22 protein-coding genes are annotated in these 23,914 nt (G+C 73.7%); 18 read left to right on the top strand and 4 right to left on the bottom strand.

The annotated features are described in order from the left end of the window. Positions 1–31: 31 nt before the first annotated feature. Positions 32–805 (top strand): SDR family NAD(P)-dependent oxidoreductase, encoded by a 774-nt coding sequence (locus tag ACSHWO_RS06455; RefSeq protein ID WP_438310383.1) that lies wholly within the window; start codon positions 32–34, stop codon positions 803–805. 44 nt (positions 806–849) lie between these two features. Here the strand turns inward: ACSHWO_RS06455 and ACSHWO_RS06450 are convergent, their stop codons facing one another. Then, complete coding sequence (locus tag ACSHWO_RS06450; protein ID WP_361092290.1) at positions 850–2,487, bottom strand: ABC-F family ATP-binding cassette domain-containing protein; 1,638 nt, start codon at positions 2,485–2,487, stop codon at positions 850–852. A 201-nt stretch (positions 2,488–2,688) separates the two neighbouring features. Between ACSHWO_RS06450 and ACSHWO_RS06445 the strand changes: the two genes are divergently transcribed. Beyond that, positions 2,689–3,648: a GlxA family transcriptional regulator gene (locus ACSHWO_RS06445; protein WP_361092293.1), complete on the top strand. Its 960-nt coding sequence runs from the start codon at positions 2,689–2,691 to the stop codon at positions 3,646–3,648. A 220-nt stretch (positions 3,649–3,868) separates the two neighbouring features. Further along, positions 3,869–4,507 carry a DJ-1/PfpI family protein gene (locus ACSHWO_RS06440; RefSeq protein ID WP_361092297.1) on the top strand — a complete coding sequence of 213 codons (639 nt, stop codon included), beginning with the start codon at positions 3,869–3,871 and terminating at the stop codon, positions 4,505–4,507. On the opposite strand, the gene ACSHWO_RS06435 is transcribed toward ACSHWO_RS06440, so the two are convergent. Further along, a complete protein-coding gene (locus tag ACSHWO_RS06435; protein ID WP_438310382.1) occupies positions 4,491–5,267 on the bottom strand; it encodes an enoyl-CoA hydratase/isomerase family protein in 777 nt (258 codons plus the stop codon). The two genes, ACSHWO_RS06440 and ACSHWO_RS06435, sit on opposite strands and share 17 nt — an antisense overlap. A 78-nt stretch (positions 5,268–5,345) precedes the next feature. Here ACSHWO_RS06435 and ACSHWO_RS06430 point away from each other — a divergent pair, with 78 nt between their 5' ends. Together ACSHWO_RS06430 and ACSHWO_RS06425 are read left to right on the top strand one after the other, a co-directional pair. Then, on the top strand, positions 5,346–6,065 hold the full coding sequence (locus ACSHWO_RS06430) for an HdeD family acid-resistance protein (RefSeq protein WP_385804842.1): 720 nt from the start codon (positions 5,346–5,348) through the stop codon (positions 6,063–6,065). Between the two features lie 130 nt (positions 6,066–6,195). Then, complete coding sequence (locus tag ACSHWO_RS06425) at positions 6,196–6,717, top strand: ATP-binding protein (protein ID WP_385805017.1); 522 nt, start codon at positions 6,196–6,198, stop codon at positions 6,715–6,717. A 40-nt stretch (positions 6,718–6,757) separates the two neighbouring features. Here the strand turns inward: ACSHWO_RS06425 and idi are convergent, their stop codons facing one another. Both idi and ACSHWO_RS06415 read right to left on the bottom strand, forming a co-directional pair. Then, positions 6,758–7,357 (bottom strand): isopentenyl-diphosphate Delta-isomerase, encoded by a 600-nt coding sequence (idi, locus tag ACSHWO_RS06420; RefSeq protein ID WP_385804841.1) that lies wholly within the window; start codon positions 7,355–7,357, stop codon positions 6,758–6,760. Positions 7,358–7,509: 152 nt separating this feature from the next. Next, positions 7,510–8,754, bottom strand: coding sequence for a GNAT family N-acetyltransferase (locus ACSHWO_RS06415; RefSeq protein WP_438318956.1), 1,245 nt, complete (start codon positions 8,752–8,754; stop codon positions 7,510–7,512). A 482-nt stretch (positions 8,755–9,236) separates the two neighbouring features. On the opposite strand from ACSHWO_RS06415, the gene ACSHWO_RS06410 reads away from it, so the two are divergent. The 13 genes from ACSHWO_RS06410 to ACSHWO_RS06350 all read left to right on the top strand — a co-directional run bounded on the left by ACSHWO_RS06410 (position 9,237) and on the right by ACSHWO_RS06350 (position 23,912). Next, a complete protein-coding gene (locus ACSHWO_RS06410) occupies positions 9,237–11,015 on the top strand; it encodes a DUF5941 domain-containing protein (protein WP_385805015.1) in 1,779 nt (592 codons plus the stop codon). Beyond that, a complete protein-coding gene (locus ACSHWO_RS06405) occupies positions 11,012–11,764 on the top strand; it encodes a phosphocholine cytidylyltransferase family protein (RefSeq protein WP_361092346.1) in 753 nt (250 codons plus the stop codon). Before ACSHWO_RS06410 ends, ACSHWO_RS06405 begins: the two co-directional genes overlap by 4 nt. Beyond that, on the top strand, positions 11,752–12,813 hold the full coding sequence (locus ACSHWO_RS06400; protein ID WP_361092349.1) for an iron-containing alcohol dehydrogenase family protein: 1,062 nt from the start codon (positions 11,752–11,754) through the stop codon (positions 12,811–12,813). Before ACSHWO_RS06405 ends, ACSHWO_RS06400 begins: the two co-directional genes overlap by 13 nt. Next, positions 12,791–13,570, top strand: coding sequence for a CDP-alcohol phosphatidyltransferase family protein (locus tag ACSHWO_RS06395; RefSeq protein ID WP_361092352.1), 780 nt, complete (start codon positions 12,791–12,793; stop codon positions 13,568–13,570). Before ACSHWO_RS06400 ends, ACSHWO_RS06395 begins: the two co-directional genes overlap by 23 nt. Before the next feature lie 35 nt (positions 13,571–13,605). Continuing rightward, complete coding sequence (locus ACSHWO_RS06390; RefSeq protein WP_385805014.1) at positions 13,606–14,460, top strand: glycosyltransferase family 2 protein; 855 nt, start codon at positions 13,606–13,608, stop codon at positions 14,458–14,460. Positions 14,461–14,555: 95 nt separating this feature from the next. After that, a complete protein-coding gene (locus tag ACSHWO_RS06385) occupies positions 14,556–15,485 on the top strand; it encodes an ABC transporter permease (protein ID WP_361092358.1) in 930 nt (309 codons plus the stop codon). Beyond that, positions 15,478–16,260 carry an ABC transporter ATP-binding protein gene (locus ACSHWO_RS06380; protein WP_438310380.1) on the top strand — a complete coding sequence of 261 codons (783 nt, stop codon included), beginning with the start codon at positions 15,478–15,480 and terminating at the stop codon, positions 16,258–16,260. The genes ACSHWO_RS06385 and ACSHWO_RS06380 overlap by 8 nt, the downstream gene beginning before the upstream one ends. Positions 16,261–16,634: 374 nt before the next feature. Further along, complete coding sequence (gene hpnC / locus ACSHWO_RS06375; protein WP_438310379.1) at positions 16,635–17,573, top strand: squalene synthase HpnC; 939 nt, start codon at positions 16,635–16,637, stop codon at positions 17,571–17,573. Next, positions 17,570–18,529 carry a presqualene diphosphate synthase HpnD gene (gene hpnD, locus ACSHWO_RS06370; RefSeq protein WP_438310378.1) on the top strand — a complete coding sequence of 320 codons (960 nt, stop codon included), beginning with the start codon at positions 17,570–17,572 and terminating at the stop codon, positions 18,527–18,529. Before hpnC ends, hpnD begins: the two co-directional genes overlap by 4 nt. Then, positions 18,526–19,905, top strand: a complete 1,380-nt coding sequence (gene hpnE / locus ACSHWO_RS06365; protein WP_385804836.1) for a hydroxysqualene dehydroxylase HpnE — start codon at positions 18,526–18,528, stop codon at positions 19,903–19,905. Before hpnD ends, hpnE begins: the two co-directional genes overlap by 4 nt. A 50-nt stretch (positions 19,906–19,955) precedes the next feature. Beyond that, positions 19,956–21,059 (top strand): polyprenyl synthetase family protein, encoded by a 1,104-nt coding sequence (locus ACSHWO_RS06360; protein ID WP_385805013.1) that lies wholly within the window; start codon positions 19,956–19,958, stop codon positions 21,057–21,059. Positions 21,060–21,189: 130 nt separating this feature from the next. After that, complete coding sequence (shc, locus tag ACSHWO_RS06355) at positions 21,190–23,247, top strand: squalene--hopene cyclase (protein WP_438310376.1); 2,058 nt, start codon at positions 21,190–21,192, stop codon at positions 23,245–23,247. Further along, positions 23,247–23,912: a 5'-methylthioadenosine/S-adenosylhomocysteine nucleosidase family protein gene (locus ACSHWO_RS06350; protein WP_404235053.1), complete on the top strand. Its 666-nt coding sequence runs from the start codon at positions 23,247–23,249 to the stop codon at positions 23,910–23,912. The genes shc and ACSHWO_RS06350 overlap by 1 nt, the downstream gene beginning before the upstream one ends. Positions 23,913–23,914: the final 2 nt, after the last annotated feature.

Genomic DNA, 23,914 nt, shown 5'->3' with positions numbered 1-23,914 from the left:
ACCCGTGCGACCGCAGGGAAGTGACGCCGTCTTGACCACCGTACTGATCACCGGGGCCAGTGCCGGCCTGGGTGCCGCCTTCGCCCGCGGCTTCGCCGCCAAGGGCTGCGGGCTCGTCCTCGTCGCCCGCGACGCGGACCGCCTGCACGCCGTCGCCCGCGAACTGCGCCGCGACTTCGGCACCACCTGCGAGGTGCTGCCCGCCGACCTGCTGGACGACGTCGGCTGCGCGGCCGTCGCCGAGCGCCTCGCCGACCCCGCCCGGCCCGTCGACGTCCTCGTCAACAACGCCGGCTTCGGGCTGGCCGCCCCCTTCCCGTACAGCCCCGTCGAGGACGAGGAGCGCATGCTCGACCTGCTGGTGAAGGTCCCGCTGCGGCTCACCCACGCCGTGCTGCCCGGGCTCCGGGAGCGCCGCCGCGGGGCCGTGCTGAACGTGTCCTCGGTGGCCGGACTGCTGCCGACCGGCACGTACGGGGCCGCCAAGGCCTGGCTGACCGCGTTCAGCGAGTCCCTGCGGGTCGACATGGAGCCGTACGGGGTGCGGGTGCTGGCCGTGGTCCCCGGGTTCACCCGCACCGAGTTCCAGGCGCGCGCCGGCATGGACGTGAGCTCCCTGCGCGAGGCGGTCTGGCTGGAACCGGAGGCCGTCGTGGCCAAGGCCCTGCGGGACCTCGCCCTGCGCCGGCCGGTCAGCGTCACCGGCCGCCGCTACCGGGTCTACGCGCTGGCCGCCCGGCACCTCCCGCGCGGTTTCGTGGCCCGGAAGATGGCCCGCACGCGCCGCCCTCCCGCCGGACGGTAGCCGGCGGGCGCGGACGGGCGGCCCCCGCGGGCCGACCGCCGGTACTACAGCTCGACGACCTTGCCGTCCGCGACCTGGAGGCGGCGGGTCACGCGCACCGCGTCCAGCATCCGCCGGTCGTGCGTCACGAGCAGCAGCGTGCCCTCGTACGCCTCCAGGGCCGACTCCAGCTGCTCGATCGCCGGCAGGTCCAGGTGGTTCGTCGGCTCGTCCAGCACCAGCAGGTTCACCCCGCGGCCCTGGAGCAGCGCCAGGGCCGCCCGGGTCCGCTCGCCGGGGGACAGCGTCGCCGCCGGCCGCAGCACGTGGGCCGCCTTCAGACCGAACTTCGCCAGCAGGGTCCGCACGTCGGCCGGCTCGGTGTCCGGGACCGCCGCGCAGAACGCCTCCAGCAGCGACTCCTCGCCGAGGAACAGACCGCGCGCCTGGTCCACCTCGCCGATCTGCACGCCCGCACCGAGCGTGGCCGCACCGGAGTCCGGGGCCAGCCGGCCCAGCAGCACGGCCAGCAGCGTCGACTTGCCCGCGCCGTTCGCGCCGGTGATCGCCACCCGGTCCGCCCAGTCGAGCTGGAGGCTGGCCGGGCCGAAGGAGAAGTCCCCGCGCTGCACGGCCGCCTCGCGCAGGGTCGCCACCACCGACCCGGAGCGCGGGGCCGCCGCGATCTCCATGCGCAGCTCCCACTCCTTGCGGGGCTCCTCGACCACCTCCAGCCGCTCGATGGCGCGCTGCGTCTGGCGGGCCTTGGCAGCCTGCTTTTCGCTCGCCTCGCTGCGCATCTTCCGGCTGATCTTGTCGTTGTCCGAGGACTTGCGGCGGGCGTTGCGGACGCCCTTGTCCATCCAGTTGCGCTGCATCAGCGCCCGGCCCTCCAGCGCGGCCCGCTTGTCGGCGTACTCCTCGTACTCCTCGCGGGCGTGCGTGCGGGCCAGGGCCCGCTCCTCCAGGTAGGCGTCGTAGCCGCCGCCGTAGAGGTTGATCTGCTGCTGGGCCAGGTCGAGCTCCAGGACCTTGGTGACGGTCCGGGTCAGGAACTCGCGGTCGTGGCTGATGACGACCGTGCCGGCGCGCAGCCCCGTGACGAACCGCTCCAGCCGCTCCAGGCCCTCCAGGTCGAGGTCGTTGGTCGGCTCGTCGAGCAGGAACACGTCGTAGCGGGACAGCAGCAGCGAGGCCAGGCCCGCACGGGCCGCCTGCCCGCCGGACAGCGCCGTCATCGGCAGGTCCAGGCCCACCGCGAGGCCGAGCTCGTCCGCGGTCTCCCGGGCCCGCTCGTCCAGGTCCGCGCCGCCGAGGTTCAGCCACCGGTCCAGGGCCACCGCGTACGCGTCGTCCGCGCCGGGCGTCCCGTCCACCAGGCCCTGCGTCGCAGCGTCGAGCTCCGCCTGGGCTGCGGCGACACCGGTGCGCCGGGTCAGGAACTCGTACACGGTCTCCCCGGGCCGGCGCTCGGGCTCCTGCGGAAGGTGGCCCACGGCGGCGGTGGGCGGGGACAGCCGCAGCTCACCGGACTCGGGGGTGTCCAGGCCGGCGAGCAGCCGCAACAGGGTCGACTTCCCGGCGCCGTTGACACCGACGAGGCCGATGACGTCGCCGGGCGCGACGACGAGGTCGAGCCCGGCGAAGAGCGTGCGTTCGCCGTGCGCGGCGCTGAGGTTCTTGGCGACGAGGGTTGCAGTCATGGTCCACCGATCCTATCCGCGCCGGGCCGGCGGCCGGCCCGGCGGCCGGGGCACGTTCAGGCGGCGCCCGGTCCGGCCGGGGCACGTTCAGGCGGCGGCCGGTCCGGCCGGGGTGGCCGGAAGGTGGGGGAGGGGCGGGTGGCCGGATAGGTGGGATGCCCGTCATTGCGGCCGTCGCCGCCGGTCTCACACCATGGGGCCATGTCGTCGCACCACGTGCTCGTCGTTCTCTACGACGGACTGCAGAGCCTGGACGTGAGCGGTCCCGTCGAGGTCTTCGCCGGGGTGGCCCGCTTCCCCGGGCAGCCCGGCTACCGGATCCGGACCGCCTCCCCGGGCGGAGCCCCGGTGCGGACCAGCAGCGGGCTGACGCTGGTGCCGGACGGCGGTCTGGAGCACGAGCGGCCGGGCCCCGGCACCACGCTGCTGGTGCCCGGCGGCCGCTACTCCGGTGACTTCGACGCCCGGCTCACCGACTGGCTGCGGTCCCACGGGGGTGGAGCGCAGCGACTGGTGTCCGTGTGCACGGGCGGGCTGCTGCTCGCGGAGGCCGGGCTGCTGGACGGCAGGCGCGCCACCACGCACTGGTCCGTGTGCGAGCAGATGGCCCGGGACTACCCGCGGGTGGCGGTCGAACCGGACCCGATCTACGTCCGCGACGGGCGGGTCGCCACCTCGGCGGGCGTCACGGCCGGGATCGACCTGGCGCTGGCCCTAGTGGAGGAGGACCACGGCCGGGACATCGCCGCGCAGATCGCCCGGCACCTGGTGGTCTTCCTGCGCCGGCCCGGCAACCAGGCACAGTTCAGCGCCCAGCTCGCGGCCCAGTCGGCCCGCCGGGAGCCGCTGCGCGAGGTCCAGCACTGGATCACCGAGCACCCGGCCGCGGACCTGAGCGTGCCGGCGCTGGCGGAGCGGGCCCGGCTCTCACCCCGGCACTTCGCCCGGGCCTTCCACGCGGAGACCGGGGTGACGCCGGGGCGGTACGTGGAGCGGGTCCGCGTCGAGCACGCCCGCCGGCTGCTGGAGGACAGCGGCGAGGGCGTCGCCCAGATCGCCCGGGCCTGCGGCTACGGCACCCCGGAGGCCCTCCGCCGCGCCTTCGTCAGAACCCTCGGCCAACCCCCGGCCGAATACCGCCGCCGCTTCGCCCACCCCTGACCTGCAGCGCAGGAACCCGCGCACTCCCCCCAGCCCGGGGCACCTGCCGGGGCGCGGGGAACTGCGCGCCCCACCACGGCCGACCCCCACCCGACGACGCCGGCACCCCCCGGGCGCCGGGAACTGCGCGCCCAACCACAAGCAACCCGCACCCGCGGCACCCGCCCACCCACCGACCCGCCCCACCATCCACCGACCCCGAAACCCCACAGGAGAAGACATGCAGACAGCCGTCCTGCTCTACCCCGGCTTCACCGCCCTCGACGCCATCGGCCCCTACGAGACCCTCGTCCAACTCCCTCACTCCGAAACCGTGTTCGTCGCGGAGCGCCCCGGCCCCGTGCGCTGCGACAGCGGCCGCCTCTCCCTCGTCGCCGAGAAGGGCCTCGACGAGGTGACCCGCCCCGACATCGTCGTCGTCCCCGGCGGCCCCCACCCGGAGACCGAGATGGACAACCCCGCGGTCCTCGACTGGCTCCGCGCGGTCGACGCGACCACCGCCTGGACCACCTCCGTCTGTTCCGGCTCGCTCGTCCTCGCGGCGGCCGGCCTGCTCGACGGCCGCCGCTCGGCCTGCCACTGGCTCTACCTCGACCGGCTGCCCGCCTTCGGCGCCGAGCCCACCGGCGAGCGCGTGGTCTTCGACGGCAAGTACGTCACCGCGGCCGGGGTGTCCTCCGGCATCGACATGGGGCTGACCCTGCTCGGCCGGATCGCGGGCGACGAGTTCGCCCGGACCGTTCAGCTGATGATCGAGTACGATCCGCAGCCGCCGTACGACGCCGGTTCCCCGGACAAGGCCCCGGCCGAGCTGGTCGCCCGGCTGCGCGCGTCCAACCCGCTCACGCGGGCCAGCTGAACTTCGGCGTACGGCGCTCCAGGAACGCGGCGACGCCCTCCGCGGGGTCGCCGCTGTCCTGCTGCTGCCGGGCCCAGTACCCGTCCCGGTCCGTGCGCCCGTCGACGAACTCCTTGGCCGCGGCCTGCGTCAGCGCGGACCGGCCCGTCAGGATGCGGGCGAACTCCGCGGTCCGTGCGTCGAGCCGGCCGGCGGGCAGCAGCTCGTCGACGAGTCCCGCGCGCAGGGCGTGCCCGGCGTCGATCAGTTCGGCGGAGTAGAGCAGGTACTTGGCGGTGGCCGGCCCGACCAGTCCGGCGAGCCGCCGGGTGGAGGAGGACGGGTAGACGAGGCCCAGCCGCGCCGGGGTCACCCCGAACGAGGCCCCCTCCTCCGCGAAGCGCAGGTCGCAGGCGGCGGCGAGCTGGCTGCCCCCGCCGACGCAGAACCCGCGGATCGCGGCGAGCGTCGGCTTGGGGAAGGCGGCCAGGGCCTCCTCGGCGGCGACGGACAGCGTCTGCGGGTCGTCGTCGCCGGTGAGGGAGGAGATGTCGGCGCCGGCGCAGAAGGTCGGCCCGGCCCCGGTCAGGACGAGCACCCGCACGGCGGGGTCGTCGGCGAGGCCCGCCAGCAGCCCGGGCAGCGCCCGCCACATCGCGGCGGTCATGGCGTTGCGCTTGGCGGGGTGCGAGATCACGACCGTGGCGACCCCGTCGGCGACGGTGTGCAGCAGGGCTGCTTCCTCGGCGGTCCCCTGGGCTGCTTCCTGGGCTGCGTCCATGCGCCGGATGCTATCCCGGGCCGCCGATCCTATGATCAAGGGAGTCCGTACGGGGGGCTGCGGAAAGGTGCGACCCCCATGGGCGCAGACCGGGCAGACCGAGGCCGGGACCGAGCAGACCGGGACCGAGCAGACCTGGGCCGAGCCGAGCGCGCCGGGCCCGAGGCCGCCCGGCGGCTGGGCCGCCGGTTCGGCTGGCTCGCCGTGCTCGGGGTGGTCCTGGTGCTGGCCGGCCTGCTGGGCCTCGTGTACGCCAACGTGGCGGCCCTCACCTCGATGTTCCTGTTCGGTTGGCTGCTGCTGGTCGGCGGGGCGGTGGGGCTGCTCCACGCCGTCCAGTCCCGCAGGAGCAACTCCTTCTGGCTCGCGGTCATCGTCGCCGCGATCAACATCGCCGCCGGCTTCGTGGTCCTGCGCCGTCCCGAGGCGAGCGCCGAGGCGCTGACCATGTTCGCCGCGCTGCTGTTCCTCACCGCCGGGGTGTTCCGGCTGGTCGGGGCGCTGGTGGTGCGCGGTACGCAGTTCGGGCTGATGCTCGTGCAGGGCGCCTTCGGGATCCTGCTGGGTCTGCTGGTCCTGGCGGACTGGCCCGGCAACAGCCTCTACGTGATCGGAACCTTCTTTTCCGTCGCCCTGTTGTTCGACGGGCTGAGCCTGCTGGCGCTGGGTCTGGGCGGCCGCCGCATCCTGGGCGTGGTCAGGGAAGACGGGGAGTCCGGGGCCGGGGGTCCCGCGGGCGGGACGGCCGGTGCGGCCGGAATGCGTCCCCCGAAAGGGCAGGAACGGTCGAACGGATGACGTCGGGATACGTTCGCGGTCAAAAGGTGTCCGATAAGCGCTGACTTGTTGTCAGCGGTCCGGTCCGGACCAGCCGGGTCCCCACCCTGGACGCGTGGAGACGATCGAGCGCGAAGGACGGGGCCGGAAGATGGATCTCAGCGGGAGTGTCCCGCCGGCCGAGGTGGGTGAGCCGGAGCCCCCGGCCGGCCCACGTGCGTACGAAGGTGTGTGGCGGTTCACCGTCCCCGCTGTTGAAGAATCCGTTCCGCAGGCCCGGCGGGCCGTCCGCGACCTGCTGGCCCGCCAGGGCGTGCCCGCCGACCGGGACCTGGTGTACACGCTGCTGCTGATCGTCTCCGAGCTGGTGACGAACTCGGTCCGGCACGCGGCCCTGCTCTCGCCGGAGGTCGCGGTCGAGGTCGCGATCGGCCGCGCCTGGGTGCGGGTGGCCGTCGAGGACAACCACCCGTACCGGCCCAAGGCGCTGGAGGCGGATTTCGGCCAGACCGGTGGCCGGGGCCTGCTCCTGGTGCGCGAGACCACCCGGGAGGCCGGCGGGGTCTGCGACGTCGAGCACACCTCGACCGGCGGCAAGGTCATCTGGGCGGCCCTGCCGATCACCGCCCCGGCCGCCGGCCCCGACCGGGGCTTCCCGCACCCGGCGCGCTGACCGGCGTACCGGACGGCCGACGTACCGGCGGGCGTGCGGTCTACCAGCCCGCAGCGTCGCCCGTCAGCTCGCGGATCGCGGGCCGGGCCGCGTCCAGCACGGTCATGAACCAGGCCGAGAACGGCACGTCCGCGTGCCGCTTGGCCAGCTCCTCGGCCGTGACGAAGGCGGTGTCGGCCACCTCCTGCGGATCCGGTCGCACCGCGGCCTGCGCAAGTCCCACGAACAGGTGGTTGAACTCCTGCTCCACCAGGCCCGACGCGGGGTCCGGGTGGTTGTAGCGCACCGTCCCCGCCTCCGCGAGCAGCGAGGGCGACAGGCCCAGCTCCTCGTGCGTCCGCCGGGCCGCCGCCGCGAACGGCGACTCCCCGGGGTACGGGTGGCCGCAGCACGTGTTCGACCAGACGCCGGGGGAGTGGTACTTCCCGAGGGCCCGCTGCTGGAGCAGCAGCCGGCCCTGCGCGTCGAAGAGGAACACGGAGAAGGCCCGGTGCAGCAGACCGGGCGCCTGGTGGGCGGAGAGCTTCTCCGCCGTGCCGATGGTGTTGCCGGACTCGTCGACCAGTTCGAGCATGATCGGTTCTTGAGTGCCGGTGCCGTGGGGTGCGCTGCTCGCGGCGGTGGCTGGTGTGGTCGGCATACCCATCCTTCGCTTCGGACTCTGGCCCTCAGTCTGCCGTACAAGGGAGTCTTGTCCCCACTTCGGCGATCCGCGCATGTCTGCCCCCCGACGCGTGATAAGCGCCGGGCGGTGGTGGTCCGCGTGCGGGGCGCACGCGGACCACCTGCGGATCAGACCCCGAAGGGGGCCGGATACGTGATCGTTCCCCGCGGAACGGAAACGGAATCGTCGAGCACCAGTGCCATCAGTGCCTCGTCCGGGACCTCGAAGGGCGCCCGGATCCCGAACCGGGAGGCCGGCACGAAGCCGAACCGCGGATAGTAGTCGGGGTGCCCGAGGACGAGGACGAGCGCCGCGCCCCGCTCCTTCGCGGCCGCCAGCAGCGCCCGGACGACGGAGCTGCCCGCGCCCGAGCGCTGGACCGCCGGGTCGGCGGCCACCGGAGCGAGCGCGAGCGCCGGCACGCCGTCGACCTCGCAGCGGGTCAGCAGGGCGTGCGCCGCGATCGAGCCGTCGGGGCCCTCGGCCACGTACGACAGTCCCGGCACCCAGGCGGGGTCGGCGCGCAGGGCGTCCACCAGGTCCGCTTCGAGGGGCGTGTCGAAGGCCGCGAGGTTGACGGCCCGTACCGCGGCCCGGTCGGCGGCCGTCTCCGGCCGGGCCGGCCAGGCGCCGCCGTCTCCGGCGGTCACCGGGCGCAGCACGTAGCCCGTGTACCCGTACTCGTGGCCGTGCCGGGCCCGTACGGCGATCTCCTCCCGGGCGCCGGCCAGCGCGGCGGCCGTCGCCGGATCCGGGTCGGACCCGGCGCCGGCCCCGACCTCGTCGGCCCGGGCCGCGAGCGGGCCGTAGTACGCGGCCCAGTCGGAGTCGGGCAGGCGGTGGACGCCCAGCACCCGGTAGCCGGCCGCCTGGGCGGCGGCGATGTTGCGGGCGGTGGAGCGCAGGCCGCCGTGCGGGGCCCAGAAGGCGCGGGCGTCGGCGGACGGCTCGTCCACCGTCCACTCGCACTCGGTGAGCACGAGGGTGCCCCCCGGCGCGATCAGGTGCTTCCACCGGGCCAGCGCGGTGTCGAAGCCGAGGACGTAGGCGGAACCCTCCGCCCAGACGAGGTCGAAGGACCCCTCGGGATGGGGGAGCGCGCCCATGTCGGCGTGGACGGGGTGGACGCGGCCGTCGAGCCCGCGGTCGGCGGCCGCGGCCCGCAGCTCGTCGAGGAAGTCCTCGTGCAGGTCGACGGCGGTCACCTCGGCGCCGTGCGCACCGGCCTCGGCGGCGAGCAGCAGGGCGCTGCGGCCGGGGCCGCAGCCGAGGTCGAGGGCGCGCGGCCGCTCGGGCAGCGGCCCGCACAGGGAGAGCAGGTGCCGGGTGGTCGCGTCGGAGCCCGGCGCCTGCCGGGGCAGGCCGCGGTGCAGGGCGAAGAACGCGGCGGAGAGGTCGGCGGGGGAAGCGGAACCGGAGGTGGAAGCTGCGGTGGAACCGGAGTGGTCGGTCACTGTGAACCCTTGGTGAGGGGGCACCGGCCGACGGACCGGATCGCGGTGATCAGGCCCGGTCGGCGGCCCGGAAGGAGATGGGGACGAACCGGAGTGCGCTGCGCTCGGCAGCGACCGCTGCGACGGTCATCAACCCACCTCCTGTCACTCAGATCACTCGTGCCGCTCATATCACACGCATTTCGCGTGAGCCGGCCCACTTTAACACCCGGAGGGTTTGTCGGACCTCGACGCGATCACCGATGATGATCCCACCGGGCCTCCGAGGCCCGGAATCTTCGGCTTGTCGGGCGGCAAACGGGTGGTGAACCCCGGCTTCCGTTCATCCGATAGCCTCTGCCGACGTGCCGCCGCCCCCGTGCGGCGCCCGCTGCCGTGTTCGCTGCAAGGAGTGAGTTCGTCTGTCGACCGTCATCCTCACCGGCCTACCGGTCCCCGGATCACCGCTTAACGACGATCTGCGCTCCCTCGGCTTCGACGTCCGCCCCGCCACCGGGCCCGATGAGGCCGCCACGGTGCTGGCGGGCGTACCCGCCGGGCAGCGGGTGGCCGTGGTGGACAGCGGCTTCGTCGGGCACGTCCACGCACTGCGGCTCGCGCTGACCGACCCCCGCTTCGACGCCTGCGCCGTGACCGGCGCCTTCACCGTCCAGCCCGCCGCCCGCGCGGCCCTCGACGAGGCCGTCGCGGTCCCGGCGGACGGCAGCGGCCCGTACGCCGACCGGCTCGCCGCCGCCGTCGAGGCCGGCGGGACCGCCGTCCAGCGGCCCGAGCTCGGCAGCCTCGTCGCCGCCGTCCCCGCCGACGGGGCCGAGCGCGAGGCGGCCACCGCCGCGGTCGCCGCCGTGGACGAGGAGGCCGTCCGGCTGCGCTCCGCAGTGAAGTCCCGCGACGGGTTCTTCACCACCTTCTTCATCAGCCCGTACTCGCGCTACATCGCCCGCTGGTGCGCGCGCCGCGGCCTGACCCCGAACCAGGTCACCACCGCCTCGCTCGTCACCGCGCTGATAGCGGCCGGCTGCGCCGCCACCGGCGAGCGCTGGGGCTACGTCACCGCGGGCGTGCTGCTGCTGGTCTCCTTCGTCCTGGACTGCACCGACGGGCAGCTCGCCCGCTACTCCCTGCAGTACTCGACGATGGGCGCCTGGCTCGACGCGACCTTCGACCGGGCGAAGGAGTACTCCTTCTACGCGGGCCTCGCCCTCGGCGCCGCCCGCACCGGGGACGACGTCTGGGGCCTCGCCCTCGGCGCGATGATCCTCATGACCTGCCGGCACGTGGTGGACTTCTCCTTCAACGAGGCCAACCACGACGCCACGGCCAACACGAGCCCCACCGCCGCCCTCTCCGACCGGCTCGACAGCGTCGGCTGGACGGTCTGGGTCCGGCGCATGATCATCCTGCCGATCGGCGAGCGCTGGGCGATGATCGCGGTGCTGACCGCGTTCACCACCCCGCGGATCGTGTTCTACGCCCTGCTCGTCGGCTGCGCCTTCGGCGCCCTCTACACCACCGCCGGCCGGGTGCTGCGCTCGCTGACCCGCAAGGCGAAGCGGACCGACCGGGCCGCGCAGGCGCTGGCCGACCTCGCCGACAGCGGGCCGCTCGCCTCCGTCCTGGCGTCGCCGCCCGACAGGGCCCTGGCCGCCAGTGCCTCGGTGGGGCTGGCCGTCGTCGGCTCCGTGCTGATCGTCGGGGGAGCGGCGAGGCAGGCCTTCGGCGATCCGTGGCTGATCGGCGCCGCCGCCGCGTACGTGATCTTCTCCGGGGCGGCCGTCTCCCGCCGGCTCAAGGGCCCCCTGGACTGGCTGGTCCCGCCGCTGTTCCGGTTCGCCGAATACACCACCGTCCTGGTGCTCGCCGCCAAGGCGGACGTCCCCGGAGCCCTTCCGGCTGCATTCGGACTGGTCGCGGCGGTCGCCTACCATCACTACGACACGGTCTACCGCATCCGCGGAGGCTCCGGCGCGCCCCCGCGGTGGCTGGTGTGGACCATCGGCGGCCATGACGGCCGGGTCCTGCTGACCGTGGTCCTGGCCGCGGTCCTCGCCCGGGACGCGTTCCCCGTCGCGCTCACGGTCCTCGCCGTGCTCGTGGCACTCGTGGTGCTCGTGGAGAGCATCCGCTTCTGGGTCTCCTCCGGGGCACCCGCCGTACATGACGAAGGAGAACCAGCATGATCGGCCTTGTCCTCGCTGCCGGTGCCGGACGCCGCCTGCGTCCCTACACCGACACCCTGCCCAAGGCCCTCGTGCCGGTCGGCCCCGAAGGCGACGAGGAGAGCCTGACGGTCCTCGACCTGACCCTCGGCAACTTCGCCGCGGTCGGCCTGACCGAGGTCGCCGTCGTCGTCGGCTACCGCAAGGAGGCCGTCTACGCGCGCCAGGCCGCGCTGGAGGCCAAGTACGGGCTGAAGATCACGCTGATCGACAACGACAAGGCCGAGGAGTGGAACAACGCCTACTCCCTGTGGTGCGCCCGTGAGGTCCTGAAGCAGGGCGTGATCCTCGCCAACGGCGACACCGTCCACCCGGTCTCCGTCGAGCAGACCCTGCTCGCCGCCCGCGGCAACGGCCAGAAGATCATCCTCGCCCTCGACACGGTCAAGCAGCTGGCCGACGAGGAGATGAAGGTCATCACGGCCGACGGCCAGGGCGTCCGGAAGATCACCAAGCTGATGGACCCGGCCACCGCGACCGGCGAGTACATCGGCGTCACCCTCATCGAGCCCGAGGCGGCCGAGGAGCTGGCCGACGCCCTCAAGGCGACCTTCGAGCGCGACCCCGACCTCTACTACGAGGACGGCTACCAGGAGCTGGTCAACCGCGGCTTCACCGTCGACGTGGCCCCCATCGGCGACGTCAGGTGGGTCGAGATCGACAACCACGACGACCTCGCCAAGGGCCGGACGATCGCATGCCAGTACTGACGAGGCTCATTCCCTCCCCGGTCGTCGTCGACATCAGCAACGGGGCGATGGACAAGCTGGACGGCATCCTCGCCGACCAGCGGATCTCCTCGTCCGGCAAGCTGGCGATCGCGATCAGCGGTGGCTCCGGCCGGGCGCTGCGCGCCCGGCTGGCGCCGGTCCTGCCGTACGCCGACTGGTTCCCGGTCGCGGACGGCACCATCGACTCGGCGGTCAAGCTCGCCGACGACATAAAGGGCCGCCGCTACGACGCCGTGGTGGGGTTGGGCGGCGGCAAGATCATCGACGTGGCGAAGTACGCCGCGGCGCGGGTCGGGCTGCCGATGGTGGCGATCGCCACCAACCTCTCGCACGACGGGATCTGCTCCCCGGTGTCCATCCTGGACAACGACAACGGGCGCGGCTCCTACGGCGTCCCCACGCCGATCGCCATGGTGATCGACCTCGACGTGATCCGGGAGGCCCCCTCCCGGTTCATCCGCGCGGGCATCGGGGACGCCATCTCCAACATCTCGGCGATCGCCGACTGGGAGCTCTCGCACAAGATCACCGGTGAGGCCGTCGACGGCCTCGCCGCCGCCATGGCGCGCAGTGCCGGCGAGTCGGTGCTGCGCCACCCCGGCGGCTGCGGGGACGACGAGTTCCTCACGGTGCTCTCCGAGGCCCTGGTCCTCTCCGGCATCGCCATGTCGATCAGCGGGGACACCCGGCCCTCGTCCGGCGCCTGCCACGAGATCAGTCACGCCTTCGACCTGCTCTACCCGGGGCGCTCCGCGCTCCACGGCGAGCAGGTGGGCCTCGGCGCGGCCTTCGCGATGCACCTGCGGGGGGCGGCCCAGCAGTCCGGGCTGTTCGTCGAGGTGCTGCGCCGCCACGGGCTGCCCGTGCTGCCCGAGGAGATCGGGTTCAGCGTGGACGAGTTCGTCGCGGCCGTCGCATACGCCCCGCAGACCCGCCCGGGACGCTTCACCGTGCTGGAGCACCTCAACCTGTCCGAAGCCGATATCAGGGACGCGTACGCCGACTATGCCAAGACCATCCGTAGCTGAACTCCGGCCCGTCGTGCACCCGGCGGGCGTCAAGGACCGGCGCAGCGGCGAGCACTGGGGCGGCCGCCTCTACATGCGCGAGGTCTCGCTGCGCATCACCCGCGTCCTGGTGGGCACCAAGGTCACGCCCAACCAGCTGACCTACCTGATGACGCTGTGCGGCGTGCTCGCCGCCCCGGCCCTGCTGGTGCCGGGCGTCTGGGGCGCCGTCCTCGGCGTGGTCATGGTCCAGCTGTACCTGCTGCTCGACTGCGTGGACGGCGAGGTCGCCCGCTGGAAGAAGCAGTACTCGCTCTCCGGGGTGTACCTGGACCGCGTCGGCGCCTACCTGTGCGACGCGGCCGTGCTCGTCGGCCTCGGCCTGCGCGCCGCGGACCTGTGGGGCGGCGGCCGGACCGACTGGCTGTGGGCCTTCCTGGGCACCCTCGCGGCGCTCGGCGCGATCCTGATCAAGGCCGAGACCGACCTGGTCGGGGTCGCCCGTCACCAGGCCGGCATGGCCCCGGTCAAGGAGGCCGCGGCCGAGCCGCGCTCCTCCGGCATGGCGCTCGCCCGGCGGGCGGCGTCCGCGCTCAAGTTCCACCGGCTGATCCTCGGCATCGAGGCCTCCCTGCTGGTGCTGGTGCTGGCCGTCGTCGACCAGATGCGCGGTGACCTGTTCTACACCCGGCTCGGGGTCGCCGTCCTCGCCGGCATCGCGCTGCTGCAGACGGTGCTGCACCTGGTCTCCGTCCTCGTCTCCAGCAGGCTGCGGTGACCGCCCCGCTGCGCGTCGGCGCGGTGATCATCACGATGGGCAACCGCCCCGACGAGCTGAAGGCGCTGATCGACTCCGTGGCCCGCCAGGAGGGCGACCCCGTCGAGGTCGTCGTCGTGGGCCAGGGCGTCGAGGTCACGGGGCTCCCCGACGACGTGCGCACCGTCACCCTGCCGGACAACCTGGGTATCCCCGGCGGCCGCAACGTCGGCATCGAGGCCTTCGGCTCCGGCGGCGGCGACGGCTATGACGTCGACGTGTTGCTCTTCCTCGACGACGACGGGCTGCTGGAGCGCACCGACACCGCCGAGCTGTGCCGGCAGGCCTTCACCGAGGACCCCGGGCTCGGGATCATCAGCTTCCGGATCGCCGACCCGGAGTCGGGTGAGACCCAGCGCCGGCACGTGCCCCGGCTGCGCGCCGCCGACCCGATGCGCTCCTCCCGCGTGACGACCTTCCTGGGCGGCGCCAACGCCGTGCGCACCTCGGTGTTCGCGCAGGTCGGGGGCCTGCCCGCGGAGTTCTTCTACGCGCACGAGGAGACCGACCTGGCCTGGCGGGCCCTTGACGCAGGGTGGTCGATCGACTACCGGGCGGACATGGTGCTGCTGCACCCGAAAACCGCCCCCTCCCGGCACGCGGTCTACCACCGTATGGTGGCCCGTAACCGCGTGTGGCTCGCCCGCCGCAACCTGCCCGCCCCGCTGGTACCGGTCTACGTGGGCGTCTGGCTCCTGCTGACGCTCCTGCGCAGGCCCTCGGTCCCGGCCCTCAAGGCCTGGTTCGGCGGTTTCAAGGAGGGCTGGACCACCCCCTGCGGTCCCCGGCGCCCCATGAGGTGGCGCACGGTCTGGCGGCTGACCCGGCTGGGGCGACCGCCTGTCATCTGACGCTCCGGCGTCTGAGAACATGGCGCGGTCACGGTCCGTACGCCCAGGTCCGATGCCACCTACTGCCGCATCTTGAAGACGGAAAGTTTCAACTTGTGAGTGACACAACCCAGGACGGCGCCCTCGCCACGAGCAAGCCGCCGTCCGAAGACGCGGGGCTGTCCCCCGCCGAGCTCGCCCGGAAGTACGGCCTGTCCGTCAGCGGCGCCCGGCCCGGCCTCGCCGGGTACGTGCGGCAGCTGTGGGACCGGCGGCACTTCATCCTGGCGTTCTCCCGGGCCAAGCTGGTCGCTCAGTACAGCCAGGCCAAGCTCGGCCAGATCTGGCAGGTGGCGACTCCGCTGCTCAACGCGCTGGTCTACTACCTGATCTTCGGCCTGATCATGGACGCGGGCCGCGGGATGGGGAAGAACGTCTACATCCCCTTCCTGGTGATCGGCATCTTCGTCTTCACCTTCACCCAGAGCTCGGTGATGGCCGGCGTGCGCGCGATCCCGTCCAACCTCGGACTGGTCCGCGCCCTGCACTTCCCGCGGGCCTCCCTGCCGATCTCCTTCTCGATGCAGCAGCTCCAGCAACTGCTGTACTCGATGATCGTGGTGTTCGTCACCGTGGTGGCGTTCGGCAACATGCCGCGGCTGTCCTGGCTGCTCGTGGTGCCGGTGCTGGTGCTGCAGTTCGTCTTCAACACCGGTCTCGCGCTGGTCTTCGCGCGCATGGGTGCCAAGACCCCGGACCTCGCGCAGCTGATGCCGTTCCTGACGCGCACCTGGATGTACGCCTCCGGGGTCATGTTCTCAATCAACGACATGCTCAAGGAGAGGTCCGCGTGGATCGCGGACGTGCTCCAGTGGAACCCGGCGGCGATCTACATGGACCTGATCCGCTTCGCCCTGATCGACGACTACGGCCGGGAGAACCTGCCGCCGCACGTCTGGGCCTTCGCCCTGGGCTGGGCCGTCGTGATCGGCGTCGGCGGATTCGTGTACTTCTGGAAGGCTGAGGAGCGTTACGGCCGTGGCTGAGAACAACGGGGGCCGCGTCCCCACCGTCATCGCCGACGACGTCCACATCGTCTACCGCGTCAACACCGGCAGCTCCGGCAAGGGCAGCGCCACCGCGGCGCTGAGCAAGATAATGCGCAGGGGCAAGGGCGACGCTCCGGGCGTCCGCCGTGTCCACGCCGTGCGCGGCGTCTCCTTCACCGCCTACCGCGGCGAGGCCATCGGCCTGATCGGCTCCAACGGCTCCGGCAAGTCCACCCTGCTGCGCGCCATCGCGGGCCTGCTGCCCTGCGAGTCCGGCAAGGTGTACACCGACGGCCAGCCCTCGCTGCTGGGTGTCAACGCGGCACTGATGAACGACCTCACGGGCGAGCGCAACGTGGTCCTCGGCGGGCTGGCCATGGGCATGAGCCGCGAGCAGATCCGCGAGCGCTACCAGGACATCGTCGACTTCTCCGGGATCAACGAGAAGGGCGACTTCATCTCCCTTCCGATGCGCACGTACTCCTCCGGCATGGCCGCGCGCCTGCGCTTCTCCATCGCCGCGGCCAAGGACCACGACGTGCTCATGATCGACGAGGCGCTGGCCACCGGTGACCGCAAGTTCCAGGTGCGCTCCGAGGACCGCATCCGCGAGCTGCGCAAGCAGGCCGGCACCGTCTTCCTGGTGAGCCACAACAACAAGTCCATCCGCGACACCTGCAGCCGCGTCCTGTGGCTGGAGAAGGGCGAGCTGCTGATGGACGGGCCCACCGAGGAGGTCGTCTCGGCCTACGAGAAGGCCACCGGGCACTGACCGCCGCCGCCGCAGGCCCCCGCCGCCCCGAGCGGTCGGGGGCCTCGGCGCGTCCCGGGCGCGGGCCGGGTGTGTCGCCGGCGTGTCCCCCAAGGCGCGTCCGGGGCAATTCGGGCCGACATTCGGTAGCGCTGCGAATACCCCGGAAGGTTCCGCGGCGTTGTACAGCGTAAGCTGGAGCGGCCCTGAACCGCGGCAAGAGGGGACGATTCCCCGCAGGTGAACGGCCTGGGACAGCCCGGGGAAAGTCCGGCGGCGTGTCCGAAATAGGATGTATTGCGTCGGCAGTGTAGAACGGGAGATGTGACGGCAATGGCTACGGGAATTCTCCGGCCCCCAGGCTTCACGGCCGTCCGCGCCGCGGGCGGCGGGCGGTGACCCCGGCGCACGGCATCCGTCCCCGGCAGACCCCGGCCCCCGACGCCCACGCGAACGCCACCCTCGGCAAGGCCCGGACGGAGAACTTCCCCGTCGCCCCCGCCTTCCTGCCCCGCGCCTGGCGCGACGGGCTGATGGCCGTGTACGGCTACGCCCGCCTCGTCGACGACATCGGCGACGGCGACCTCGCCCCCGGCGGCCGCGACGCCGTCCTCCTCGGCCTCGACGCCGCCGACGCCGACGACCGGCTCGCGATGCTCGACGCCTTCGAGGCCGACCTGGGGCGGGTCTTCGGATCCGGTGGCGGCGCCCCGCGCCACCCCCTCCTCCAGGCCCTGCAGCCCGTGGTCCGCGCCCACGGCCTCACCCCCGAGCCGTTCCTCGGGCTGATCGCCGCCAACCGCCAGGACCAGCAGGTCACCCGCTACGAGACGTACGGCGACCTGCTCGCCTACTGCGAGCTCTCCGCCAACCCCGTGGGCCGCCTCGTCCTCGCCCTCACCGGCACCGCCACGCCCGAACGGATCCGCCGCTCCGACGCGGTCTGCACCGCCCTGCAGATCGTCGAACACGTCCAGGACGTCGCCGAGGACCTCGACCGGAACCGGATCTACCTCCCCGCCGAGGACCTGCGCCGCTTCCACGTGGCCGAAACCGACCTCAAGGCCCCCACCGCCGGCGCCTCCGTCCGCTCCCTCGTCGCCTACGAGGCCGCCCGCGCCCGGGACCTGCTGGACGAGGGCACCCCGCTCGTGGGCAGCGTCCACGGCCGGCTCCGGCTGCTGCTCGCCGGGTTCGTCGGCGGCGGCCGCGCCGCCCTGCGCGCCGTCGCCGGCGCCGGCTTCGACGTACTCCCCGGCCCTCCGCGGCCCACCCGGAGCGGCCTGCTCCGCGAGGTGGCCGCCGTCCTGCGCACCGCGCCGAGAAAGGGGTGAGCCCGACCGTGGAGGGTTCCGCACACACCACCGCGCCGTCCGCGCCGGTCCTGGCGGCCTACAGCTACTGCGAGGCCGTCACCGGGGCGCAGGCGCGCAACTTCGCGTACGGCATCCGGCTGCTGCCCACCGACAAGCGCCAGGCCATGTCCGCTTTGTACGCCTTCTCCCGGCGCGTCGACGACATCGGCGACGGCACGCTCCCCGCCGGGGCCAAGCTGACCCGCCTGGAGGAGACCCGGGCCCTGCTCGGCCGGATCCGCGACGGCGAGGTCGACGAGGACGACACCGACCCCGTCGCCGTCGCCCTCACCCACGCCGCGCGCCGCTTCCCCATCCCGCTCGGCGGCCTCGACGAGCTCATCGACGGCGTACTGATGGACGTCCGCGGCGAAACGTACGCGACCTGGGAGGACCTGGAGCTCTACTGCCGCTGCGTCGCCGGGGCCATCGGACGGCTCTCCCTCGGCGTGTTCGGCACCGCCGCCGGCGCGGCCGGCGCCGAGCGCGCGAGCGAGTACGCCGACACCCTCGGCCTCGCCCTGCAGCTCACCAACATCCTGCGCGACGTCCGCGAGGACGCCGGCAACGGGCGCACCTACCTGCCCGCCGAGGACCTCGCCAAGTTCGGCTGCGACAGGGGCTTCGCCGACGGCCAGCTCCCCGCCGGAGCCGACTTCGCCGGCCTCGTCCACCACGAAGTCCGGCGCGCCCGGGCCCTGTTCGCCGAGGGCTACCGGCTGCTGCCGATGCTCGACCGGCGCAGCGGCGCCTGCGTCGCGGCCATGGCCGGCATCTACCGCCGCCTCCTCGACCGGATCGAACGCGAACCCGAGGCGGTGCTCCGCGGCCGGGTCTCCCTGCCCCCGCACGAGAAGGCGTACGTCGCCGTGCGCGGCCTGTCCGGCCTCGACGCCCGGACCGTCTCGCGCCAGCGCACCAGGAGGACCGCGTGACCGCGACCGCGCACCACGCCGTGGTCGTCGGCGGCGGCCTCGCCGGCGTCACCACCGCCCTGGAACTCGCCGACGCCGGCGTGCGCGTCACCCTCCTGGAGGGCCGCCCCCGGCTCGGCGGGCTCGCCTTCTCCTTCAAGCGCGGCGACCTCACCGTCGACAACGGCCAGCACGTCTACCTGCGCTGCTGCACCGCCTACCGGTGGTTCCTCGACCGCATCGACGGCGCCGCCCTCGCCCCGCTGCAGGACCGGCTCGACGTACCCGTCCTCGACGTCGGCCACCCGCGCGGGCCGCGCCTGGGCCGGCTGCGCCGCAGCGCCCTGCCCGTCCCGCTGCACCTGGCCGGATCGCTGGCCCGCTACCCGCACCTCTCGCTCGCCGAACGGGCCGCCGTCGGGCGCGCCGCCCTCGCCCTGCGCGGCCTGGACCCCGCCGACCCGGCCCTCGACGGACTGGACTTCGCGACCTGGCTCGGCCGCCACGGCCAGAGCCCCCGCACCGTCGAGGCCCTGTGGAACCTCATCGGCATCGCCACCCTCAACGCCACCGCCGAGCACTCCTCGCTCGCCCTGGCCGCCATGGTCTTCAAGACCGGCCTGCTCTCCGAGAACGGCGCCGCCGACATCGGCTGGGCCCGGGTCCCCCTCGGCGACCTCCACGACACCCTCGCCCGCACCGCGCTCGACGCCGCGGGCGTACGGACCGAACTGCGCACCCGGGTCACCTCCGTCTCCCGCACGCCGGACGGCAACTGGCGCGTCGCCACCGAGGCCGAGACCCTCGACGCCGACACCGTCGTCCTCGCCGTCCCGCAGCGCGAGGCCCACGGTCTGCTCCCGGCCGGCGCGCTCGCCGACCCCGACCGGCTCCTGGACATCGGCACCGCGCCCATCCTCAACGTCCACGTCGTCTACGACCGCAAGGTGCTGCGCCGGCCCTTCTTCGCCGCGCTCGGCACCCCCGTCCAGTGGGTCTTCGACCGCACCGGGTCCTCCGGCCTGTCCGACGGCGGCCAGTACCTGGCCCTGTCCCAGTCCGTCGCCCAGAACGACATCGACGAACCGGTGACCGTCCTGCGCCGCACGTACCTGCCCGAGCTGGAACGGCTGCTGCCCGCCGCGCGCGGCGCCAAGGTACGCGACTTCTTCGTCACCCGGGAGCGCACCGCCACGTTCGCCCCCACCCCCGGCGTCGGCCGGCTGCGCCCCGGGGCGTGCACCGACACGCCGGGTCTCTATCTCGCCGGTGCGTGGACCGCCACCGGCTGGCCCGCGACCATGGAGAGTGCCGTCCGGAGCGGCCTGAGCGCGGCGCACGCCGCGCTCGCCGCACTCGGCCGCCACCGGGCCCATCCCTTGCAGGAGGCGGCATGACGATCACCAACACCACCGGCACCGCACGCACGGAGAACAGAGGAGAGCCAGTGAACCCGGGGAACCCGGCCGTCGAGAACACCGAAGCCGGTAACAGAGCGGCGGAAGCGGCGCAGACGGAGGTCGCGGACACCCTCGCCCTCCTCGAACGCGGCCGCACCCTGTCCACTCCCGCACTGCGTGCCGCGGTGGAACGGCTCGCCGCGCCCATGGACACCGTCGCCGCCTACCACTTCGGCTGGATCGACGCCCAGGGCAACCCCGCGGACGGCGACGGCGGCAAGGCCGTCCGCCCCGCCCTCGCACTGCTGTCCGCCGAGGCCGCCGGGGCCCCCGCCGAGGTGGGCATCCCCGGCGCGGTCGCCGTCGAGCTCGTCCACAACTTCTCCCTCCTGCACGACGACCTGATGGACGGCGACGAGCAGCGCCGCCACCGCGACACCGTGTGGAAGGTCCACGGCCCGGCCCAGGCCATCCTCGTCGGCGACGCGCTGTTCGCCCTCGCCAACGAGGTGCTCCTGGAGCTCGGCACCGTCGAGGCCGGCCGCGCCACCCGCCGCCTGACCACCGCCAGCCGCAAGCTCATCGACGGCCAGGCCCAGGACATCTCCTACGAGCACCGCGAGAGCGTCAGTGTCGAGGAGTGCCTGGAGATGGAGGGCAACAAGACCGGCGCCCTGCTCGCCTGCGCCATCTCCATCGGCGCCGTCCTCGGCGGCGCGGACGACCGCACGGCCGACAAGCTGGAGGAGTACGGCTACCACCTCGGCCTCGCCTTCCAGGCCGTCGACGACCTCCTCGGCATCTGGGGCGACCCGGAGTCCACCGGCAAGCAGACCTGGAGCGACCTGCGCCAGCGCAAGAAGTCCCTGCCGGTCGTCGCCGCCCTCGCCGCCGGCGGCCCCGCCGCCGAGAAGCTCGGCGAGCTCCTCGCCGCCGATGCCAAGAGCAACGACTTCGAGAACTTCTCGGAGGAGGAGTTCGCCGCCCGCGCCGCCCTCATCGAGGAGGCGGGAGGCCGCGAGTGGACCGCGGAGGAGGCCCGCCGCCAGCACGCGATCGCCGTCCGCGCCCTCGACGACGTCGACATGCCCCAGCGGGTGCGCGAACAGCTCGTCGCCCTCGCCGACTTCGTCGTCGTACGCAAGAGGTGATCGCCACCCCCGTCACCCGGGTACGGATATGACGCGCGAGTCGCCGGCCGGCGCCACCAGCCCGTAGCGCCGGCCGACGGCAGACCCCAGCACAGCAGAAGCACAGGCCACTGCACGTTAAGGGGAAGCCATGACAGCGACGACCGACGGCGCCGGTCCCCGCGGCGCCGATCCGGATGACAGCACCTCCGGCAGAACGGCCGGCAGCACCATCAGCAGCACCGTCAGTGCCACGGCCGGGAGCACGGACGCGGCACCGCCCGGCGTCCGCGAGGCCGTCGAGCGCGCCACGCGGCACCTGCTGCGGCAGCAGGACCCGGCCGGCTGGTGGAAGGGCGACCTGGAGACCAACGTCACCATGGACGCCGAGGACCTGCTGCTGCGCCAGTTCCTCGGCATCCGGGACGAGGCCACCACCCGGGCCGCGGCCCGGCACATCCGCGGGGAACAGCGCTCCGACGGCACCTGGGCCACCTTCCACGGCGGCCCGCCCGAACTCTCCGCCACCATCGAGGCGTACGTCGCCCTGCGCCTGGCCGGAGACGCCCCCGACGCCCCGCACATGGCCCGCGCCTCGGCCTGGATCCGGGCCCACGGCGGGATCGCCGCCGCCCGCGTCTTCACCCGCATCTGGCTCGCGCTCTTCGGCTGGTGGAGCTGGGACCACCTCCCCGAGCTCCCGCCCGAGCTGGTCCTCCTGCCGTCCTGGGTGCCGCTCAACATCTACGACTTCGGCTGCTGGGCCCGCCAGACCGTCGTCCCGCTGACCATCGTCTCCGCGCACCGGCCGGTCCGACCCGCCCCCTTCGCCCTGGACGAGCTGCACACCGACGCCCGCCGGCCCGTCCCCGCCGTACGGCTCGCACCGCTGTCCAGCTGGGACGGGCTCTTCCAGCGCATGGACCGGGCCCTGCACGTCTACCGCCGGTTCGCCCCCCGCCCGCTGCGCAGGGCGGCCATGGCCACCGCCGCCCGTTGGATCGTCGAACGGCAGGAGAACGACGGCTGCTGGGGCGGGATCCAGCCGCCCGCCGTGTACTCCCTCATCGCCCTGCACCTGCTCGGCTACGACCTGGGGCACCCCGTGATGCGGGCCGGCCTGGACTCCCTGGACCGCTTCGCCGTCTGGCGCGAGGACACCGCCCCCGGCCCCGACGGCCGGCCCGGCGAGCCCGGGCCCGTCCGGATGGTCGAAGCCTGCCAGTCCCCGGTCTGGGACACCTGCCTCGCCGCCATCGCGCTGGCCGACGCGGGGCTGCCGCCCGACCACCCGGCCCTGGTCAAGGCGGCCGACTGGATGCTGGACGAGGAGATCACCCGCAGCGGCGACTGGGCGGTGCGCCGGCCCGGACTCGCCCCCGGCGGCTGGGCGTTCGAGTTCCACAACGACACCTACCCCGACATCGACGACACCGCCGAGGTCGTCCTCGCCCTGCGCCGGATCCGGCACTCCGACCCGGCCCGGGCCGAGGCCGCCATCGCCCGGGCCGTGTCCTGGACCCTCGGCATGCAGTCGAGGAACGGCGGCTGGGGCGCCTTCGACGCCGACAACACCAGCTCCCTGCCCAACCGGCTGCCGTTCTGCGACTTCGGCGAGGTCGTCGACCCGCCCTCGGCCGACGTCACCGCCCACGTGGTGGAGATGCTCGCCGCCGAGGGCCGCGCCGCCGACCCGCGGACCCGGCGCGGCACGGCCTGGCTCCTCGCCGAACAGGAGCCGAACGGAAGCTGGTTCGGCCGCTGGGGCACCAACTACGTCTACGGGACCGGGTCGGTGGTGCCCGCCCTGGTGGCCGCGGGCATCGCCCCCGGCCACCCCGCGGTCCGCCGGGCCGTGGCCTGGCTGGAATCCGTACAGAACGACGACGGGGGCTGGGGCGAGGACCAGCGCTCCTACCGGGACCCGACCACCTGGGCGGGACGCGGCGACTCCACCGCCTCGCAGACCGCGTGGGCGCTGATGGCCCTCCTCGCGGCGGGGGAGCGCGACGGCAAGGCCGTCGAACGGGGCGTGGCCTACCTGACCGGGACGCAACGGGCGGACGGCTCCTGGGACGAGCCGCACTTCACCGGCACCGGCTTCCCCTGGGACTTCTCCATCAACTACCACCTGTACCGGCAGGTGTTCCCGCTCACCGCCCTCGGCCGCTACCTGTACGGGGACCCCTTCGCGCCCGGGACGCCCTGATGCCCGCCGCCCGGGCCGGTGGCCCCGAGCCCCGACCGCTGCTCGTCGCCTGCGCCCTGCGCATCGAGCGGGCCGCCCTGCGCAGCGGCGGCGACCGCGGCGCCCCCCTCGGGTACACGGTCCTGCGCACCGGCATGGGGCCGCGCGCCGCCGAGCGGGCCGTCACCCGCGCCCTCGCCGCACCGGGGCTGGAGCGGGCCGCCGTCCTCGCCACCGGGTTCTGCGCGGGGCTCGTACCCGGCATGCACCCCGGCGACCTGGTCGTCGCCGAGGAGACCCGCGACCCGCGCGGCACCGTCGCCTGTGCGGGAACGTCCCTGCTGGCCGAGGCACTGGCCCGGGCCGCTCCCGGCCGGACCGTGCACACCGGCGCGCTGACCGGATCCGACCGGGTCGTACGGGGCCAGGAGCGCGCCCGGCTGCGTGCCACCGGCGCCATCGGCGTCGACATGGAATCGGCGGCCACCCTGTGGACCGCCGCCCGCGCCCCCGCGCCCGGTGAGCACCGCCCGGTTGCCGCCGTCCGGGTGGTCGTGGACGCCCCGGAGCACGAGCTCGTCCGCATCGGGACGGTCCGCGGTGGAATATCGGCCTTCCGTGTACTGCGTGCCGTACTGCCCGCGTTCTACGACTGGCACCGTTCTTTGCCGCTCCCCAGGAGGTGAGT

Origin of the sequence: Streptomyces pallidus (ex Mingjun et al. 2026), from assembly GCF_051550185.1 — a bacterium.
Classification (GTDB): Bacteria; Actinomycetota; Actinomycetes; order Streptomycetales; family Streptomycetaceae; genus Streptomyces.
This window is presented reverse-complemented; position numbering and strand designations above follow the sequence as displayed.